Below are 16,714 nucleotides of genomic sequence, written 5' to 3'. Positions count from 1 at the left end.
TATGAAGCCAATGCGGCGCTCGCGCAAGGATCACAGGACACGGATCGCCGGACTCGGATCGACGACGGCGCGCGGTTGGGGGGTGCCAACCGAGTGAAGCCCTGATCGGGAGGCTTTCCCTTTGCCGGAGCGCATTCTAGAAGCGCTTCCATGTTCGGCTTGATCCCCTCGGCGTCGCGAATTACCGGCCCGGCCTCCGCGTAGGCACCGCCTCCTGGCGGCCGCCGGATGCCGGGTGATCCTGTGCCCGCCCCGCCCCATCTCGCCCGTCGAGCCTGAAGAAGACGCCGAATCCGCCATGAGCGACCAGCCCGATGCCGCCGCCGCGGCCGCCCGCGACTATTCCAAGACCCTCTTCCTGCCGAAGACCGAGTTCCCCATGCGCGCCGGCCTGCCAGCCCGCGAGCCGCTCCTCTTGGAGCGCTGGGCGAGGATCGGCCTGTACGAGAGGATCCGGGAGGCCGCGAAGGGCCGCCCGCGCTTCGTGCTCCATGACGGCCCGCCCTACGCCAACGGCAACATCCATATCGGGCACGCGCTCAACAAGATCCTCAAGGACGTGATCGTCCGCTCGCAGGGGGCGCTCGGCCACGACGCCGATTACGTGCCCGGCTGGGATTGTCACGGCCTGCCGATCGAGTGGAAGATCGAGGAGCAGTACCGCGCCAAGGGCAAGAACAAGGACGAGGTGCCGGTGCTGGAGTTCCGCCAGCAATGCCGGGCCTTCGCGGCGGAATGGCTGAACGTCCAGCGGGACGAGTTCAAGCGCCTGGGCGTCACCGGCGACTGGGATCGACCCTACTCGACCATGGCCTATCCGGCCGAGGCGCGCATCGCCGCCGAACTCATGAAATTTGCGGCGAGCGGCCAGCTCTATCGCGGCTCGAAGCCGGTGATGTGGTCCGTGGTCGAGAAGACCGCTCTGGCGGAAGCCGAGGTCGAGTACGAGGAGCATGTCAGCGACACGATCTTCGTCGCCTTCCCGATCCGCGCCGGGGCTCCGGCGGAATGGTCCGGCGCCCGCGTCGTCATCTGGACGACCACGCCCTGGACGATCCCCGGCAACCGCGCCGTCGCCTATTCCAAGAAGGTCGCCTACGGCCTCTACCGGGTGACCACGGCGGCCGAGGACAATTGGGCCCGCATCGGCGACACCTACCTGCTCGCCGATGCGCTGGCCGAGGGCGTGTTCAGGGCCGCCCGCGTCGAGGCCTTCGAACGGGTCGCGGACGCGCCGACCGAACGCCTGGCCGGCCTGACCCTGTCGCACCCCCTCGCGTCCTTCGATCCGGGCTACGGCTTCGCTGTGCCGATGCTCGACGGCGAGCACGTCACCGACGAGGCCGGAACCGGCTTCGTCCACACGGCGCCGAGCCATGGCCGCGAGGATTTCGAGGTCTGGATGGCCAATGGCCGTCGCCTCACCGAGGCCGGCATCGAGACCCGCATTCCCTACACCGTCGATGCCGACGGCGCCCTCACCAAGGAGGCGCCGGGCTTCACGGGCCGGCGCGTCTTCAACGACAAGGGCGACAAGGGCGATGCCAACAAGGCGGTCATCGCCGCCCTGACCGAGGCGGGCGCCCTCGTGGCCCGCGGCGTGCTGCGCCACCAATACCCGCATTCCTGGCGCTCGAAGAAGCCGGTCATCTTCCGCAACACGCCGCAATGGTTCATCGCCATGGATCGGCCGGTGGACGCGCTCGGCAATCGCACCCTGCGGGAGGTCGCCCTCCAGGCGATCGAGGACACGCAATGGGTCCCGCCCCAGGGCAAGAACCGCATCAACGGGATGGTCTCCGGCCGGCCCGATTGGGTGGTCTCGCGCCAGCGCGCCTGGGGCGTGCCGATCACGGTGTTCGTCCATAAGGACAGCGGCGAGGTGCTGCGCGACGCGGCGGTCAACGCCCGGATCGCCGAGGCCTTCGCCGCCGAGGGGGCCGATGCGTGGTTCGCCGAGGACGCAACCGCCCGCTTCCTCGCCCCCGAACACGATCCGGCCGCCTACCAGAAGGTAACGGACGTCCTCGACGTCTGGTTCGATTCCGGCTCGACCCACGCCTTCGTCCTCGACGACGCGCAGGCCTTTCCGGGCCTTGCCGGCATTCGCCGCGCCGTCGATGGCGGGCCCGACCGGGTGATGTATCTGGAGGGCTCCGACCAGCATCGCGGCTGGTTCCAATCCTCGCTGCTCGAATCCTGCGGCACCAAGGGCCACGCGCCCTACGACGTGGTGCTGACCCACGGCTTCGTCCTCGACCCCAAGGGCGAGAAGATGTCGAAGTCGAAGGGCAACGTCGTCGCGCCCCAGACCGTCATCAAGGAATCCGGCGCCGACATCCTGCGCCTGTGGGTCGCGGCCTCCGATTACTCGGACGATCTGCGGATCGGCCCGGAGATCGTCAAAACCTTCGCCGAGACCTACCGCAAGCTGCGCAATTCCCTGCGCTGGATGCTCGGTTCCCTCGCCCACCGGGTGCCGGGCGACGACGTCCCGTTCGCCGAGATGCCGGAACTGGAGCGCCTGATCCTGCACCGCCTGGCCCAGCTCGACGGAGAGATCCGCGAGGGCTACGCGACCTACGACACCAAGCGGATCGTGGCCCTGCTCAACGGCTTCATGACCGGCGACCTCTCGGCCTTCTACTTCGACGTGCGCAAGGATGCGCTCTACTGCGACCCGATCTCGTCGGTGACCCGGCGGGCGTCGCTGCAGGTCATCGATGCGGCCTTCGCGCGCGTCACGGTCTGGCTCGCGCCGGTTCTCGCCTTCACCGCGGAGGAGGCTTGGCTCGACCGCTCGCCCTCGGAGGACGGCTCGGTCCATCTCCAGACCCTGCCGCAGACGGATGCCGCGTGGCGCGACGACGCGCTCGCCGCGCGCTGGCAGAAGATCCGGCGCGTGCGCCGGGTCGTGACCGGCGCGCTCGAGATCGAGCGGGCGGCCAAGCGCATCGGCGCGAGCTTGGAGGCGGCGCCCGTCGTCTACGTGTCCGATCCCGACCTGCTCGGGGCGCTCGACGGCGTCGATTTCGCGGAGGTCTGCATCACCTCCGCCATCACGGTCCGTGCGGGCGAGGGGCCGGCCGAGGCCTTCCGCCTCGACGACGTGAAGGGCGTCGCGGTGGTGCCGGAGCGGGCGGAAGGGCGCAAATGCGCCCGGTCCTGGCGCGTCACCGAGTCGGTCGGCGCCGATCCGGACTATCCCGACGTGACGCCCCGCGACGCCCAGGCCCTGCGCGAGTGGGATGCGGCGCACGCGAATGCGGTGCACCCGGAGGCGGGCGCGGCGTGAGCCCGTTCCGCGCCGGGCTGCTCGCCGCCCTCGTCACGCTGCTGCTCGACCAAGCCACGAAGCTCGGGCTGTATTTCGGCACCGATCTCGTGATGACCGGGCCGTGGCGGGTCGCCCCCTTCGCCGATCTCGTCGTCGTGTGGAACCGGGGCATCTCCTACGGTCTGTTCCAGCAGGAGGGCGGGCTCGGGCGCTGGCTCCTCGTCGCGCTCTCGCTCGTGGCCTCGGTCGGCCTGTCGGTCTGGATGAGCCGTGCGGCCACGCGGCTCCTGGCCGTCGCCCTCGGGCTCATCGTCGGCGGCGCGCTCGGCAACGCCATTGACCGGGCGGCCTACGGGGCCGTGTTCGACTTCGTCCACCTGCATGCGGGCACGTGGTCCTGGTACGTGTTCAACGTGGCGGATGCCGCCATCGTGGCCGGCGTCGTCGGTCTGATCCTCGACAGCCTACTCCCGGCCTCGCGCCGCCATTCCTGACGGGTCGGTCGCGCGGCCGGACGGTTTTCAACCCGTGATCGGCGGGCGGGTGCGGCAAAGCGCTCCCCTGCCATATGATCGCCCGAAACCCGGCCCACCCCGTCCCTGGGGATCGGGGCACAACGTCCGGAACACGGTCCGGCCGACCGGCTCCGCCAGAGAGCCGGCCCGAAGGCGGGAGAGGGCGAGATGAGCGGTCGGCGCGGTGTGTCTGTGGCCTGGGCGTCTCCGGCCGTCCGGTATCTTCTGGCCAGTGCGGGTCTGTCCGTCTGTCTCGCGACCGCCGCACCGGCCTGGGCCGAGGGCGAGCTGATGCGCGACGCGCTGAGCGGCATGGGCCTGATTGAGCCCGAGCGCCCCGCCATCACCTACCGTGAGCGCGCACCCCTCGCCATGCCGCCCAAGCTCGGCGGCCAGCAGGATCTCACCGCCGGGTTGCCGGTGCCCCGTGCCCGTCAGGCCGATCCGGCCTGGCCGAAGGATCCCGAGGTGATCCAGCGGGAGCGCGCCGCCATCGAGGCGAAGAAGCCGATCGTCCGCGGCGCCCAGGGCCGCATGAACGACAACAACGAGACGCTCTCGATCTACGAGATGGAGGCCGGCCGGAAGGCCGGCGCGGGCGGGCTGACCGGCCCGGCGGGAACGCCCGGACAGGGCGACACCCGCGACTCGACCTGGCTCAATCCGTTCGAGATCTTCAGCGGCAAGGCCGAGAAGACCGAGCCGTCCGTGGCCGAGCCCGACCGCGACACCTTGACCGACCCGCCCAACGGCTACCGGAAGGCCCCCGTCAAGGTCGCCAAGCCGCAGGGCACGCCGGTGGGTGGCCCGATCAGCGATCGTGAAGAAGCCGATCCGCGTGCCTATCTGAGAAGCCCGGGCCGTTACTGAGGCACGGGACGAGACGGAAGCCGCCGCTGGGGCCCATGCCCCTTTGTCGGCGAGCGTCCCGTTTCGGCACCGAATCCCGCCCTGGTGCGGCGGCGATTCACCGACGGAACGATGGGAAGTGGCCGCGCGGACACGACGCGCGGTACGGTATTTGCGCCCGGCATCAATTCTCGGGAGAATGCCGGGCATTCGGGACGGAAAGCGCGGACGGGCGGAAGTGCCCTCGCACAGGAACAGACAATGCATCTCTACCGGAAGGCCATCACCCCTCTGGGACCGCAGCGCGGCTTCGCGCATGCCGGTCGGGTGGAGGCCGCCCCGTTCGGGCGATCCGAGGCGGGCGGACCGGAGGTCTCGGCCTTCGCCCTCGACAACGGCCTCGACGTCGTGGTGGTGCCCGATCACCGCGCCCCGGTGGCGACCCACATGATCTGGTACCGCAACGGCTCGGCCGATGATCCGATCGGCCAGTCGGGCATTGCCCACTTCCTCGAGCACCTGATGTTCAAGGGGACGGAGCGGCACCCGGCCGGCGCCTTCTCGAAGGCGGTTTCGGGTCTCGGCGGCCAGGAGAACGCCTTCACCAGCTACGACTACACCGCCTATTTCCAGCGCGTCGCCCGCGATCATCTCGCGACCATGATGGAATTCGAGGCCGACCGGATGAGCGGCCTCGTCCTCGACGATGCCGTGGTGGCGCCCGAGCGCGACGTGGTGCTGGAGGAGCGCCGCATGCGGGTCGAGACCGATCCGTCCGCCCAGCTCTCCGAGGCCATGGCGGCCTCGCTGTTCGTGCACCATCCCTACGGCATCCCGATCATCGGCTGGATGCACGAGATCGAGGAACTGAACCGCACCCACGCGATCGATTACTATCGCCGCTTCTACACCCCCGAGAACGCGATCCTCGTCGTCGCGGGCGACGTGACGCCCGACGAGGTCCGGCGCCTCGCCGAGGACACCTACGGCAGGGTGACGCCGCAGGGCGCGCGCCCGATCCGCCACCGTCCGCGCGAGCCGGAGCCGCGGGCGATGCGGCGCCTCGCCGTCGCCGACCCGAAGGTCGAGCAGCCGACCCTGCAGCGGCTCTACCTCACCCCCTCCTGCATGACCGCCCGCGACGGCGAGGGCCACGCCCTCGAGCTGCTCGCCGAGGTGATCGGCGGCGGCGCGACCTCGTTCCTCTACCGCCAGCTGGTGCTCGAACTCGGCGTCGCGGTGAATGCGGGCGCTTGGTACATGGGCTCGGCGATGGACGACACGCGCTTCGCGGTCTACGCGGTGCCCGCCGAGGGCGTGAGCCTCGAGGCCTTGGAGGAGCATGTCGACCGCGTGCTGCGCCGCGCGGCCGAGGCCCTCGACCCGGAGGCGATCGAGCGGGCCAAGATCCGGCTCGTGGCCGAGACGGTCTATTCGTCGGATTCGCAATCCTCGCTCGCCCGCATCTACGGCTCGGCCCTCGCCATCGGCGAGACCGTCGAGGAGGTGCGCCGCTGGCCGACCGACATCGAGGCGGTGACCCGCGACCGCCTCGTGGCGGTGGCCGCCCGTTACCTCGTGCCCGCCCGCTCGGTGACCGGCTACCTCACCAAGGCCCGCGACCCCGAGGTCACCCTGGCCTGACGCAGCCCTCCGCCCCTTTCTCGGCGCCCTGAGCGTGGCGCCCCTCGATATTGAATCAAGGACGTACCGATGAACCTCGCCGAGACTGGCACCCGCGCCGCGACCTCGCCGACCCAGGCGCTGCCGGTGGCGGCCGCCCCCGGCATCGAGGCATGGCACGTCGCCTCGCCCGTGGTGCCGATGATCGCCCTGTCCTTCACCTTCGAAGGCGGGGCGGCGCAGGATCCGGAGGGCAAGTCCGGCACCGCGCAGATGCTCGGGCGCCTGCTCGACGAGGGCGCGGGCGACCTCGATTCCGACGCCTTCCAGGAAGCGCTCGCGGCCCGGGCGATCGAGTTGAGCTTCCACACCGGTCCCGACTCGATCGGCGGCTCGCTCAAGACCCTGCTGACCCATGCCGACGAGGCGATCCGCCTCCTGGCGATGGCCCTCGCCGAGCCGCGTTTCGATGCCCCGGCCATCGAGCGGGTGCGGGCGCAGATGATCGCGAGCCTGCGCTATCAGCAGAACGACCCCGGGGTGATGGCCTCCCGCCGGTACTTCCGCGAAGCCTTTCCGGGCCATCCCTACAGCCGCCCGTCCTCGGGAACGATCGAGAGCGTCTCGGCCATCACCCGCGACGACCTCGTGGCGATGCACCGGGCCCTGATCGGCCGCGGCGGGCTGAAGGTCGCCGCCGTCGGTGCCTTCGACGCGGACGGCATCGCGGCCATGGTCGCGCGCGCCTTCGGCGGATTGCCGGAGGCCGGGCCGCTCAAGCCGGTGCCGCCGACCCGCATCCACGCACTCGACCGGCGCATCGTCGTCGATCTCGACGTGCCGCAATCGGTGATCCGCTTCGGCCTGCCGGGCATCGCGTGGCGCGATCCGGACTTCATCCCGGCCTACGTGCTGAATCACATCCTGGGTGGCGGCGCCTTCACCTCGCGCCTGTTCCAGGAAGTGCGCGAGAAGCGCGGGCTCGCCTACACGGTCGGCACCTCGCTGACCTCGCACCGGGCGGTCGCGATGACCTGGGGCTACACCGCGACCAAGAACGAGCGGGTGACCGAGGCCCTCGACGTGATCGGCGACGAGATTTCCCGTCTCATCACCGACGGTCCCTCCGACGAGGAACTGCAGAAGGCCAAGGATTACCTCACCGGGTCCTACGCCCTGGGCTTCGACACCTCGACCAAGATCGCCGGCCAGCTCGTGCAGATCGCCTTCGAGGGGCTCGGCATGGACTATATCGCCCGCCGCAACGACCTCGTGGCGAGCGTGACCCAGGCGGATATTCGCCGCGCCGGCGCCCGCACCCTCGGCGACGGCAAGATGCTGGTGGTGGCCGCCGGGCGGCCGACGGGGATGTAAGGCGGCACGCTTTTGGACGTCTAGGGCCGGCACGCGGGGACGCGGTGCCAGCCTTTTCGTTTCACGTTCAGGACGGGTGATGCCTTGGGCTCCCGGCTCGATTGCCTATCTGCAAGCCTACCGGCTTTCCCCGCGAGGCACGCGATGCAACTCACCGGACTTCACCACGTCACCGCCGTCACGGCGCAGGCGGCCGACAACCTCGCCTTCTACACGCGGGTGTTGGGCCTGAGGCTCGTCAAGAAGACGGTCAATCAGGACGACGTCTCGGCCTACCACCTGTTCTATGCCGACGGGCGCGCCTCGCCGGGCTCCGACCTCACCTTCTTCGACTGGCCGGCGCCGCCCGAGCGTCGCGGCACCAACAGCGTCGCGCGCACCGCCTTTCGCGTCTCGGGGGATGGGACGCTCGATTGGTGGCGCGAACATTTCGGGCGCCAGGGGGTAGATCACCATCCGGCGGTGATGCGCGACGGGCGCCTCACCCTCGATTTCGAGGATGGTGAGGGGCAGCGCCTCAGCCTGATCGACGACGGCGGCGCGGGCGAGGCCCATCCCTGGGAGGCAAGCCCGGTTCCGGCCGCCCACCAGATCCGCGGACTCGGCCCGATTCGTCTCGCCGTGGCCCAACCCGAGCGCACGGCGGCGGTGCTGACCGAGATTATGGGCTTTCGCCGGTCCCGCACCTTCGAACTGCCCGAAGGGCAGGTGACGGTGTTCGAGACCGGGCCGGGCGGCCCGGCGGCGGAGGTCCATCTCCTGCAGGATACCGCGGCGCCCGCCCGCCAGGGCGCCGGCTGCGTCCACCATGTCGCCTTCCGGGTGCCGGATGCGGATTACGATGCCTGGGCCGATCGGCTCCGGCAGCGCCGGGTCCCGTCCAGCGGCCCGGTGGACCGCTACTATTTCCGCAGCCTCTACTTCCGCGAGCCCAACGGCATCCTGTTCGAGATCGCCACCGACGGCCCCGGCTTCGCCACCGACGAGCCGATGGAGACGCTCGGCGAGCGCCTCGCCCTTCCCCCCTTCCTGGAGCCGCGCCGGGCCGAGATCGAGGCAGGGCTGAAGCCGCTGTAACGGCCGCATTCGATGCGCCCTGCCGAGGGCAGGCAGGCGTCGTTTCAAGAACAGTTCCAGACAAAGGCATAATCCCGTGTCTGTGGCATCCCTGCGTCTTGACGGGGATGCTGCAACTGCGAGATGACCCCGCGTTCGACGCTGAAGATTCGGGAAGCCCGCGGCCGATGAGCAAGTACTACGAGGAGCGCGTCCTCTCCGTCCACCATTGGACCGACACCCTCTTTTCCTTCCGCACCACCCGCGATCCCTCGTTCCGCTTTCGCAACGGCGAATTCACGATGATCGGCATCGAGGTCGAGGGGCGCCCGCTCCTGCGGGCCTATTCGGTGGCCTCGGCCAATTACGAGGAGGAGCTGGAGTTCTTCTCGATCAAGGTGCCGAACGGCCCGCTCACCAGCAAGCTCCAGCATTTGAAGATCGGCGACCCGATCATGGTCGGCAAGAAGCCGACCGGTACGCTGGTCCTCGACAATCTCCTGCCCGGCAAGCACCTCTATCTGCTCGGCACCGGCACGGGGCTGGCCCCGTTCATGTCGATCATCAAGGACCCGGAGACCTACGAGCGCTTCGAGAAGGTCGTGCTGGTCCATGGCTGCCGTCAGGTGCAGGAACTGGCCTATGGCGAGACCATCACCGAGACCCTGCCGAACCACGAGTTCCTCGGCGAGATGATCTCGAATCAGCTGATCTACTACCCGACGGTCACCCGCGAGCCGTTCCGCAATCGTGGCCGCATCACCGACCTGATGACCTCGGGCAAGCTGTTCGAGGATATCGGCCTGCCGCCGATGTCGATCGAGAACGACCGCTTCATGCTGTGCGGCTCGCCGGAGATGATCAAGGACACCCGCGAGATGCTGACCGGCCTCGGCTACGAGGAAGGCAATCACGGCGAGGCGGCCCATTACGTGATCGAGAAGGCCTTCGTCGAGAAGTGATTTTGGGGAGTGGAGCGGCGCGCCGCCGTCTCCATCCATGCTCCTACCCATCCCCTCATCCTGAGGTGCCGAAGCGAAGCGGAGGCCTCGAAGGAGGGCTCCAGAAATCGTAGCGCGAACTGGAGCCCTCCTTCGAGGCCGCTTCGCGACACCTCAGGATGAGGGGGTGGGTAGGACGATCGTCAGTCAAGGTCCTCCCGAGCCGCCATGCCGCTTCCGCCCGCCCTGTTCATCGCCGGCGCCGGCACGGAAATTGGAAAAACCTACGTCACCGCCGCCCTCGTCCGGTCACTCCGCGCGAAAGGGCGCCGCGTCCGCGCCCTGAAGCCGCTCGCCAGCGGTGTGCCTCCCCTGCACGACCCCACCTTCGCCGAGAGCGACACTGGTCGGCTGCTCGCCGCGCAGGACATCGCGATCACCCCCGTTGCGGTCGACGCCTGCTCGCCCTGGCGCTTCGCCGCCCCGCTCGCCCCTGATCTCGCCGCGGCGCGCGAGGGGCGCAGCCTCGCCTTCGACGACCTCGTCGGCTGGTGCCGGGCACGGCTGGGTGAGGCGGAGGCCGATGAGACCGTTCTGATCGAGGGCGTCGGTGGGGTGATGAGCCCGGTGACGGATGCGGCGACCGGGCTCGACTGGCTGAAGGCGCTGGGCCTGCCCGCGCTTCTCGTCTCGGGAAGCTATCTCGGCGCGATCAGCCACGCGCTGACCGCGGTCGAGACGCTGCGAGCGCATGGCGTGACGTTGAGCGGCGTCGCCGTCAGCGAGAGCGAGGGGGCACCGACCTCGCCGGAGACGGTCGCCGCAGCCATCGCCCGGCACGGCGGCGTGACGGTCGGGATCGTCCGCCGCGGGGGCGACTTCCCCGGCAACCTCGTCTGAGCGGGACCTACCGCGCCCGCGGATCCTTCGGACCGGCCTTGGGCTCGCGGGATTCCTGAATTTCCTCCGCCTTCTCCTCGTCGGTGTCGCTGCTGCGCTTGATCGTACCGTCGGGATTGGCGGTCAGCTCCTTGAGGATGCCGACGAGTTCCTTGCATTCCTTGGGGAAGCCGTAGGACTCGAGCACGATGGCGGCGTCGCGCAGGGTGCGCAGATCACGCACCACCTGGGCGTTCTTGGCCTCCTGCAATTCCTTCTTGGCGGCGATGGCCGGCTCGAGCCCGGCATCCTCGACGGCGCAGGCGGCCTGCGCCGAGGGGGTCAGTGCGAGCAGGAAGAGGGCGCAGGCGAGGGGGCGGCGCATGGGAGGGCTCGTTGGCTCGGAGGAGAGATCGTCAGCCGCGGCTGCGCAGCAGGTCGTTGGTTACGGCCACGATCTGCGCGGTGCGGTAAGGCTTGGGCACGAACACGGAGCGGGAGACGGCCTCGGTCGGCGACAGGCCGTCGCGTCCGCCCGAAGTATAGACCACCGGCAGGCGCGGCAGGGAGCGGCGGGCGCGGTGAGCCAGGGCGATCCCGTTCGTGTTGCGGGCGAGATCGATATCGGTGAAGAGCAGATCCACCTGCTCGCTCGACAGAATCGCCTCGGCTTCGTCGGCATCGGCGGCGGTCAGCACCCGGTAGCCCTCATCGAGCAGGGCCTCGGCGGCGAGTTCGCAGACGAAGGCCTCGTCCTCGACGACCAGGATCGTACCGGCGCCGGCGCCGGGGGCGAACGGGAACGACGGGGCCAGGGCGGCGGCGGTGCACGCGAAGGGGATCATGGCAGAACTCCAACTCACCCGGGCTCGGGCAACGGCCGAGCTTGCGGATCGCCGGACCAACGGGGCCGTGGAGGCCCGCGTTCACCGTGATTGCTTCGATTTGCGCGCAATTGGTAACCAGTTGGTTAACCTTGACGGGACGGCCGTCGGAGCCGTGTTCGAATCGTGACACGCCGCTGGCAACTCGGCTTCGGCGTCGTGCTGACGATGCTCGCCGGCTTCATCGACGCGCTGGGCTTCATCCGGCTGGGCGGGTTCTACACATCGTTCATGAGCGGAAACACGACGCAGTTCGCGGTCGCCCTCGGTCGCGGCGACCTGTTCCATGCCGTGCTGCCCGCCGTGCTGATCGTCGCCTTTCTGACCGGCGCCGTGACCGGCGGGGCGCTGGCGGCGCTCACGCCTACCCGCTGGGTCACGCCCGCGGTGCTGGCCTTCGAGACCGTCGCGGTCACCGCGGCCCTCGTCACCGCGATCGAGGACGTCCATATCGGGACCGCCTCGCTGTTCCTGGCGCTTGCCATGGGCGGCCAGAACGCCGTGCTCGCCCATGTGCAGGGGTTTCGCGCTGGCACCACCTTTATCACGGGCGCCCTGTTCTCGTTCGGGCAGAAGGCGGCCCTGGCACTCGCCGGCCGCGCGCCGCGCATGGGCTGGTTCGGCGACGCCGCGGTCTGGATCGCTCTGCTCATCGGGGCGGTTGCCGGTACGCTCACCCACGCGCATCTCGGCGCCGCGGCGCTGGCGATTCCGGCCTGCGTGGCCGGGGGGCTCTGTCTCGGCGCCTGTCTCGTCGTTCTCTCGGCTCGGCCCGGCTCCGGCCAAGCCCCGTCACGATTCTAGAAGAAAGGTTGGTCCGGATGAGTGTCTCCGCCCCCTCGCTCACCGAGCATGTCGCGCCGATCGCGGCGGACGCCCACGTCACCGCCGCGCGCTGGCTCGGCGAGGTGCTCGCCCTCGCCCTCGGCGACGGACGGGTGCTGCTGGTGCGCGACGGCGCGGTCGAGGCCGTGGCCGCCCACCCGGACGGGGCGATCCTGTCGGCGCTCGGCGAGGCCCGGCGGCTCGTGAGCGGCGGCGACGATGGACGCGTGGTCGCCACCGATGCGAAGGGCACCGCGGAAGAGCTGGCGCGGGTCAAGGGATGGGTCGACGCCCTGGCGCTCCATCCGGACGGGGCGGTCGCCTTCGCCAGCGGGCGCGCCGTCGTCGCCCGCGACGCCAAGGGCCGCGAGAAGACCTTCACCGCGCCCTCGACGGCGCGGGGCCTCGCCTTCGCCCCCAAGGGCTACCGCCTCGCCGTCGCCCACTACAACGGCGTCAGCCTCTGGTACCCCAATCTCGAGACGCCGGCGGAATTCATCGAGTGGAAGGGCTCGCATCTCGACGTGACATGGTCGCTGGACGGCCGCTTCGTGGTCTCGACCATGCAGGAGAACGCCCTGCACGGCTGGCGCCTCCAGCCCGATCGCGGCCATATGCGGATGTCGGGCTACCCCGCCAAGATCCGCTCGCTGTCCTGGTCGTCGGATGGGAAATGGCTCGCCACCAGCGGGGCCGAGGCCGCCATCGTCTGGCCCTTCGACTCGAAGGAGGGGCCGACCGGCAAGGCCCCGCGGGAATGCGGCGTGCGTCCGGCCCGGGTCTCGCAGGTGGCGTTCCACCCGAAATCGCCCGTGCTCGCCATCGGCTACGAGGATGGCTGCGTGCTGCTCGTGCGATTCACCGACGCCGCCGAACTGCTGGTTCGTCCGGCCACGAAGGGCGGCGGGGTCTCGGCCCTGGCCTGGGACGCGGCCGGTCGGCGCCTCGCCATCGGCTGCGCCGATGGGCAGGTCGGCGTGCTAACCCTCCCGGCTTGACCCGGCATGGCTCTGTTCGGAGGGCGGCGTCCGCGGCCCGACGCCTCGGTCCGGCGGCGGGTCGAGGGCTGGGCGCGCGTGGCCGGCGGCTTCGGCCCGGACACGGCGATGACCGTCAGCGAGATCGTCTGCGCCGATCCGGCTTGCCCCGGCTTCGAGACGGTGATCCTGATCCTGACGCCGGGTCAACCGACCCGCGCCGTGAAGGTCGCGGGGGCGATGGATGCGATCGACGAGGCGGCGGTCGCCGCCGCGATCGCGACGCCGGAATCGGCGGGCGGCTGAGCGGCCCGCTCTCCCCGCAGGGGGCGTGCGCCCTAACTGCCGGAATGCGTCGATCGACGCGCGACCCGAGGAGATGAGCCCGTGTTCCGCGTCGTCCGTACCCTCGGCCTCGCCTTCGGCCTGCTCGCCGCGATCCTGGCCGCGCAGGGACCGGAATTCGCCCAGCAATACACCCAGCGCCTCGGCGGGGCCCTCGATGAACTGCGCCGCTCCATCGCCGCCCTCGATGCCGATGCGCAGGCGACCGGCAGCAGCCGCGAGGCGGCCCTGGATCGGTTGCGCGCGAACCCCGATGCCTTCGCGGCCCGGCGGGGCGAGGCGGCGCGGGCGGATATCGAGCGGTTGAAGACGCTGGAGGCACAGAAGCAGGCGCTCGACTCGGCCCAGAGCCCGCTCGGCCGCCTCTTCGTCATCGCGCGCGATCCCGATCTGGGCATCGCGCAGGCCGCCTATGGCGATTACCGGCCCGCCGTGCCGACCACCGCCGACGGTATCGTGGCCGGTCTCCTGGGCTTCTTCGCCGCCTGGGCCGGCTGGCGCGTCACCGCCGATTTCGGCCGTCACATGGCGCGTCGCAGCCGTCGCCGACGGGTGGAAACCACGCCGGTCTGAGCGGGAACACCGCGGGGGCTCCCTGCGGGTGTGTTGCACGACGTCTACAGCCGCCCAACCGTGGCTGCACTAGGTAGGGTCAGGGCGAGCGCGCTGCGCGTCTTCGCCGGACCCGGTCCCCACGCATGGCGCGCTCACCCAACACGACCGTGGATCCCGCCCTCGACGCGGCGGCTCTTCTGCGTCGCATGGGCTTCTTCGGCCTCTTCGTCGCCCTGCCGGTGGCCGCGCAGGTGTCGCGGCGCGCCACCGTGGTGCTCGCCCCCATCGCCGTGGTTCTGCTCATCACCGCGAGCGCCATTGATCGGCGCCAGCGCGCGGTCCAGCCGTCCCTGCGGCGGCTGCTCACCGCGCCCTCGTTCCTGGCCGGGCTGCTGGTGGTGTTCTGGTGCGGCCTCACCCTGATCTGGACGCCGTTCCCGGGGCCGGCGAGCGAGCGTTTCGGCAATCTGATCGCCACCATCGTGATGACGCTGCTGGCCTATCTGGCGCTTCCCGACCGGATGCGCTCGGCCAATCTCTACCTCCTGCCGCTCGGCGTCGGCACGGCCTCGATCGTCGCCATCCTGATCGGCCTCGTCGGCGACGCCATGCTCAAGGGCAACCCGAACGGCGACAGCGCCCTGGAGCGGGGGGGCGTGCTGCTCGCCCTGCTGGCTTGGCCCGCGGTGGCGTGGCTGCGCTCGCGCCGCCGCGACACCGAATCCCTGGTGGTGGCGGTGCTGGTCGCGGGCGCATTGCTGACGGCGCCGGGTTCGATGCCGCTCTTCGCCCTCGCCATCGGGGCGCTCGCCTTCGCGCTCACCAACTGGCGCCTGTCGCTCGGCGTGAAGGTCACGGCTTTCGCCGCCGCGGGCCTGCTGGCGATCGCGCCGCTGCTGCCTTTCCTCGCCCGGCCGATCGGGGTGGCCCTGTTCGGCCCGGTGGCGCCGGGCGTGCTGGCCGTCAAGGCGTGGCAGAAGCTGGTGGCGCTGGAGCCCCTGCGGCTCATCACCGGGCATGGCCTGGAGACGGCCCTGCGCGGGCGCGTCTTCGGCATCGTGCCGGCCAACGCGCCGACCACGATGCTGTTCGAGGTCTGGTACGAGCTCGGCATCGTCGGCGCCTTCGCCATCGCCTTCATGCTTCATGGCGCGATCCGCCGGGCGGGCCGCGACGCGACCGCCCTGGTGCCCTGCGCCATGGCGGCCTTCGCAGCCGCCTTCGTGGTCGGCTGCGTCGGCGTCGGCCTCACCGTCGGGTGGTGGCTGACGACGCTGGCGCTGACGATCTTCACCTTCGTGGCGGTCGAGCGCGGACAGTTCCGCCACAAGCGCCCGAAGGTCGGGCTGATTCCGCGCCTGCCCGCCCAGGGCTGAGGCGCGCCCGCGCCGCCACCGGTCGCGCGGTTCCGGATTGCCGCCGGTCAGGGCTCGCGGATCGTGTCGGCGGCGGCCTCGATCGCCGCCATGTCGTCGTCGGACAATCCGAAATGGTGCCCGATCTCGTGGACGAGGACGTGGGTCACGAGATGGCCCAGGCTCTCGTCGTGCTCGGCCCAATAGTCGAGAAGCGGCCGGCGATAGAGCCAGACCGCGTTCGGCATCTGACCCGTGGCGACCTCGCCCGCCTGTGCGAGGCCGACGCCGCGGAACAGCCCGAGGAGATCGAACGCGGTCTCGCATCCCATCTCGGTCAACGTCTCCTCGTCGGGGAAGTCGTCGACATGGATGCGCACCCCGGTGCAGAGGCGCCGGAACGCGTCCGGCAAGGCGGCGAAGGCGGCGTCGGCCAGGGCCTCGATCTCGGCGAGATCCGGCGCCTTCGCGCTCGCCCAATCGGCGGAGGGGCTCACGCCTCCGGCTCCCGCGCGACCGGGAGCACGCAGCTGCGCAGGAAGGCCGCGAGGTCGCTGGTGATGTGGTCGATATGCGGCTCCTTGACCGCCTCCTGCTCGAACTGCTCGCGGAACGGATCCGGCGTTGGCGGGACCACCAGCACGGTGGCCATGCCGAGATCGTGCGGCACCACGAGGTTGCGGGCGATGTCCTCGAACAGCGCCGCGCGGCGGGGATCGACCCCGTGCCGGTCGAGGAAGCGCTCGTAGGTGATCCTCTCGGGCTTCGGCACGAAGTCGGCCGCCGCGATGTCGAACACGTCCTCGAAATGGTCGAGGATGCCGAGCTTGTCCGCCACCCGCTCGGCATGGCGACGCGAGCCGTTGGTGAGGATCAGTTTCCGGCCCGGCAATTGTTCGATGGCCGTCCCGAGCGCCTCGTCGAGGAGGATGGTCGAATGGTCGATGTCGTGGGCGAAATCGAGGAAGGCGTGCGGATCGATGCCGTCCTCGACCATCAGCGCCTTCAGGGTCGTGCCGTAGCGGTGATAGAAATACTTCTGCAGCGCCCGCGCCGAGAGCCCGTCCAGCCCGTACAGCCCCATCACGTAGAGGGTGATGCGCTCGTCGACCTGCGGCCAGACCCGCGCGTCGCTCGGGTAGAGCGTGTTGTCGAGGTCGAACACCCAGGTGTCGACGTGAGAGAAGCCCCGCGCGTCCGGGGTGGTGAAGTGGGTCTCGGGAGACAGAAGCACGAGGCGGAGCCTGCTGGGAATGGGG

Annotated in this window: 17 protein-coding genes; 13 read left to right on the top strand and 4 right to left on the bottom strand. The window is 70.2% G+C overall.

Going from position 1 to position 16,714, the window contains the following annotated elements:
* Positions 1–298 precede the first annotated feature (298 nt).
* From ileS to bioD, 8 genes are all read left to right on the top strand, one after another.
* A complete protein-coding gene (gene ileS, locus MFF26_RS09795) occupies positions 299–3,295 on the top strand; it encodes an isoleucine--tRNA ligase (protein ID WP_137827576.1) in 2,997 nt (998 codons plus the stop codon).
* A complete protein-coding gene (gene lspA, locus MFF26_RS09790) occupies positions 3,292–3,771 on the top strand; it encodes a signal peptidase II (protein WP_137827575.1) in 480 nt (159 codons plus the stop codon). Before ileS ends, lspA begins: the two co-directional genes overlap by 4 nt.
* Positions 3,772–3,960: 189 nt before the next feature.
* Positions 3,961–4,662, top strand: coding sequence for a hypothetical protein (locus tag MFF26_RS09785; RefSeq protein ID WP_137827574.1), 702 nt, complete (start codon positions 3,961–3,963; stop codon positions 4,660–4,662).
* Positions 4,663–4,902: 240 nt separating this feature from the next.
* On the top strand, positions 4,903–6,285 hold the full coding sequence (locus tag MFF26_RS09780; protein ID WP_238307925.1) for a M16 family metallopeptidase: 1,383 nt from the start codon (positions 4,903–4,905) through the stop codon (positions 6,283–6,285).
* Positions 6,286–6,354: 69 nt separating this feature from the next.
* Positions 6,355–7,638 carry a M16 family metallopeptidase gene (locus MFF26_RS09775; protein WP_137827572.1) on the top strand — a complete coding sequence of 428 codons (1,284 nt, stop codon included), beginning with the start codon at positions 6,355–6,357 and terminating at the stop codon, positions 7,636–7,638.
* Positions 7,639–7,782: 144 nt separating this feature from the next.
* Complete coding sequence (locus tag MFF26_RS09770) at positions 7,783–8,715, top strand: ring-cleaving dioxygenase (protein WP_137827571.1); 933 nt, start codon at positions 7,783–7,785, stop codon at positions 8,713–8,715.
* Between the two features lie 167 nt (positions 8,716–8,882).
* Entirely contained in the window at positions 8,883–9,656 is a 774-nt protein-coding gene (locus MFF26_RS09765; RefSeq protein ID WP_137827570.1) for a ferredoxin--NADP reductase, read from the top strand.
* Positions 9,657–9,863: 207 nt separating this feature from the next.
* Positions 9,864–10,535, top strand: a complete 672-nt coding sequence (gene bioD, locus MFF26_RS09760; protein WP_238307924.1) for a dethiobiotin synthase — start codon at positions 9,864–9,866, stop codon at positions 10,533–10,535.
* 7 nt (positions 10,536–10,542) lie between these two features.
* On the opposite strand, the gene MFF26_RS09755 is transcribed toward bioD, so the two are convergent.
* Together MFF26_RS09755 and MFF26_RS09750 are read right to left on the bottom strand one after the other, a co-directional pair.
* Positions 10,543–10,899, bottom strand: coding sequence for a photosystem reaction center subunit H (locus MFF26_RS09755; protein WP_137827568.1), 357 nt, complete (start codon positions 10,897–10,899; stop codon positions 10,543–10,545).
* A 31-nt stretch (positions 10,900–10,930) separates the two neighbouring features.
* Entirely contained in the window at positions 10,931–11,359 is a 429-nt protein-coding gene (locus tag MFF26_RS09750; RefSeq protein WP_137827567.1) for a response regulator, read from the bottom strand.
* Between the two features lie 165 nt (positions 11,360–11,524).
* Here MFF26_RS09750 and MFF26_RS09745 point away from each other — a divergent pair, with 165 nt between their 5' ends.
* The 5 genes from MFF26_RS09745 to MFF26_RS09725 all read left to right on the top strand — a co-directional run bounded on the left by MFF26_RS09745 (position 11,525) and on the right by MFF26_RS09725 (position 15,476).
* Positions 11,525–12,202 carry a YoaK family protein gene (locus MFF26_RS09745; protein ID WP_238307923.1) on the top strand — a complete coding sequence of 226 codons (678 nt, stop codon included), beginning with the start codon at positions 11,525–11,527 and terminating at the stop codon, positions 12,200–12,202.
* A gap of 17 nt (positions 12,203–12,219) precedes the next feature.
* The gene (locus tag MFF26_RS09740) at positions 12,220–13,221 is read left to right on the top strand and encodes a WD40 repeat domain-containing protein (RefSeq protein WP_238307922.1); all 1,002 of its coding nucleotides are present in this window, start codon (positions 12,220–12,222) and stop codon (positions 13,219–13,221) included.
* Between the two features lie 6 nt (positions 13,222–13,227).
* Positions 13,228–13,506 carry a hypothetical protein gene (locus MFF26_RS09735; RefSeq protein WP_238307921.1) on the top strand — a complete coding sequence of 93 codons (279 nt, stop codon included), beginning with the start codon at positions 13,228–13,230 and terminating at the stop codon, positions 13,504–13,506.
* Positions 13,507–13,587: 81 nt separating this feature from the next.
* Complete coding sequence (locus MFF26_RS09730) at positions 13,588–14,118, top strand: DUF2937 family protein (protein ID WP_238307920.1); 531 nt, start codon at positions 13,588–13,590, stop codon at positions 14,116–14,118.
* Positions 14,119–14,243: 125 nt separating this feature from the next.
* Complete coding sequence (locus tag MFF26_RS09725; protein ID WP_137827562.1) at positions 14,244–15,476, top strand: peptide ABC transporter permease; 1,233 nt, start codon at positions 14,244–14,246, stop codon at positions 15,474–15,476.
* Between the two features lie 47 nt (positions 15,477–15,523).
* On the opposite strand, the gene MFF26_RS09720 is transcribed toward MFF26_RS09725, so the two are convergent.
* Together MFF26_RS09720 and MFF26_RS09715 are read right to left on the bottom strand one after the other, a co-directional pair.
* Positions 15,524–15,952 carry a metallopeptidase family protein gene (locus MFF26_RS09720; protein ID WP_137827561.1) on the bottom strand — a complete coding sequence of 143 codons (429 nt, stop codon included), beginning with the start codon at positions 15,950–15,952 and terminating at the stop codon, positions 15,524–15,526.
* Positions 15,949–16,689, bottom strand: coding sequence for a pyrimidine 5'-nucleotidase (locus MFF26_RS09715; protein ID WP_137827560.1), 741 nt, complete (start codon positions 16,687–16,689; stop codon positions 15,949–15,951). Before MFF26_RS09715 ends, MFF26_RS09720 begins: the two co-directional genes overlap by 4 nt.
* Positions 16,690–16,714: the final 25 nt, after the last annotated feature.

It is taken from the genome of Methylorubrum suomiense (assembly GCF_022179765.1).
Classification (GTDB): domain Bacteria; phylum Pseudomonadota; class Alphaproteobacteria; order Rhizobiales; family Beijerinckiaceae; genus Methylobacterium; species Methylobacterium suomiense.
This window is presented reverse-complemented; position numbering and strand designations above follow the sequence as displayed.

Bases quoted from the DNA above. Each gene is read 5' to 3' on its own strand.
- ileS (WP_137827576.1), top strand. From the start codon at position 299: ATGAGCGACCAGCCCGATGCCGCCGCCGCGGCCGCCCGCGACTATTCC.
- MFF26_RS09785 (WP_137827574.1), top strand. From the start codon at position 3,961: ATGAGCGGTCGGCGCGGTGTGTCTGTGGCCTGGGCGTCTCCGGCCGTC.
- MFF26_RS09780 (WP_238307925.1), top strand. From the start codon at position 4,903: ATGCATCTCTACCGGAAGGCCATCACCCCTCTGGGACCGCAGCGCGGC.
- MFF26_RS09775 (WP_137827572.1), top strand. From the start codon at position 6,355: ATGAACCTCGCCGAGACTGGCACCCGCGCCGCGACCTCGCCGACCCAG.
- MFF26_RS09770 (WP_137827571.1), top strand. From the start codon at position 7,783: ATGCAACTCACCGGACTTCACCACGTCACCGCCGTCACGGCGCAGGCG.
- MFF26_RS09765 (WP_137827570.1), top strand. From the start codon at position 8,883: ATGAGCAAGTACTACGAGGAGCGCGTCCTCTCCGTCCACCATTGGACC.
- bioD (WP_238307924.1), top strand. From the start codon at position 9,864: ATGCCGCTTCCGCCCGCCCTGTTCATCGCCGGCGCCGGCACGGAAATT.
- MFF26_RS09755 (WP_137827568.1), bottom strand. From the start codon at position 10,899: ATGCGCCGCCCCCTCGCCTGCGCCCTCTTCCTGCTCGCACTGACCCCC.
- MFF26_RS09750 (WP_137827567.1), bottom strand. From the start codon at position 11,359: ATGATCCCCTTCGCGTGCACCGCCGCCGCCCTGGCCCCGTCGTTCCCG.
- MFF26_RS09740 (WP_238307922.1), top strand. From the start codon at position 12,220: ATGAGTGTCTCCGCCCCCTCGCTCACCGAGCATGTCGCGCCGATCGCG.
- MFF26_RS09735 (WP_238307921.1), top strand. From the start codon at position 13,228: ATGGCTCTGTTCGGAGGGCGGCGTCCGCGGCCCGACGCCTCGGTCCGG.
- MFF26_RS09725 (WP_137827562.1), top strand. From the start codon at position 14,244: ATGGCGCGCTCACCCAACACGACCGTGGATCCCGCCCTCGACGCGGCG.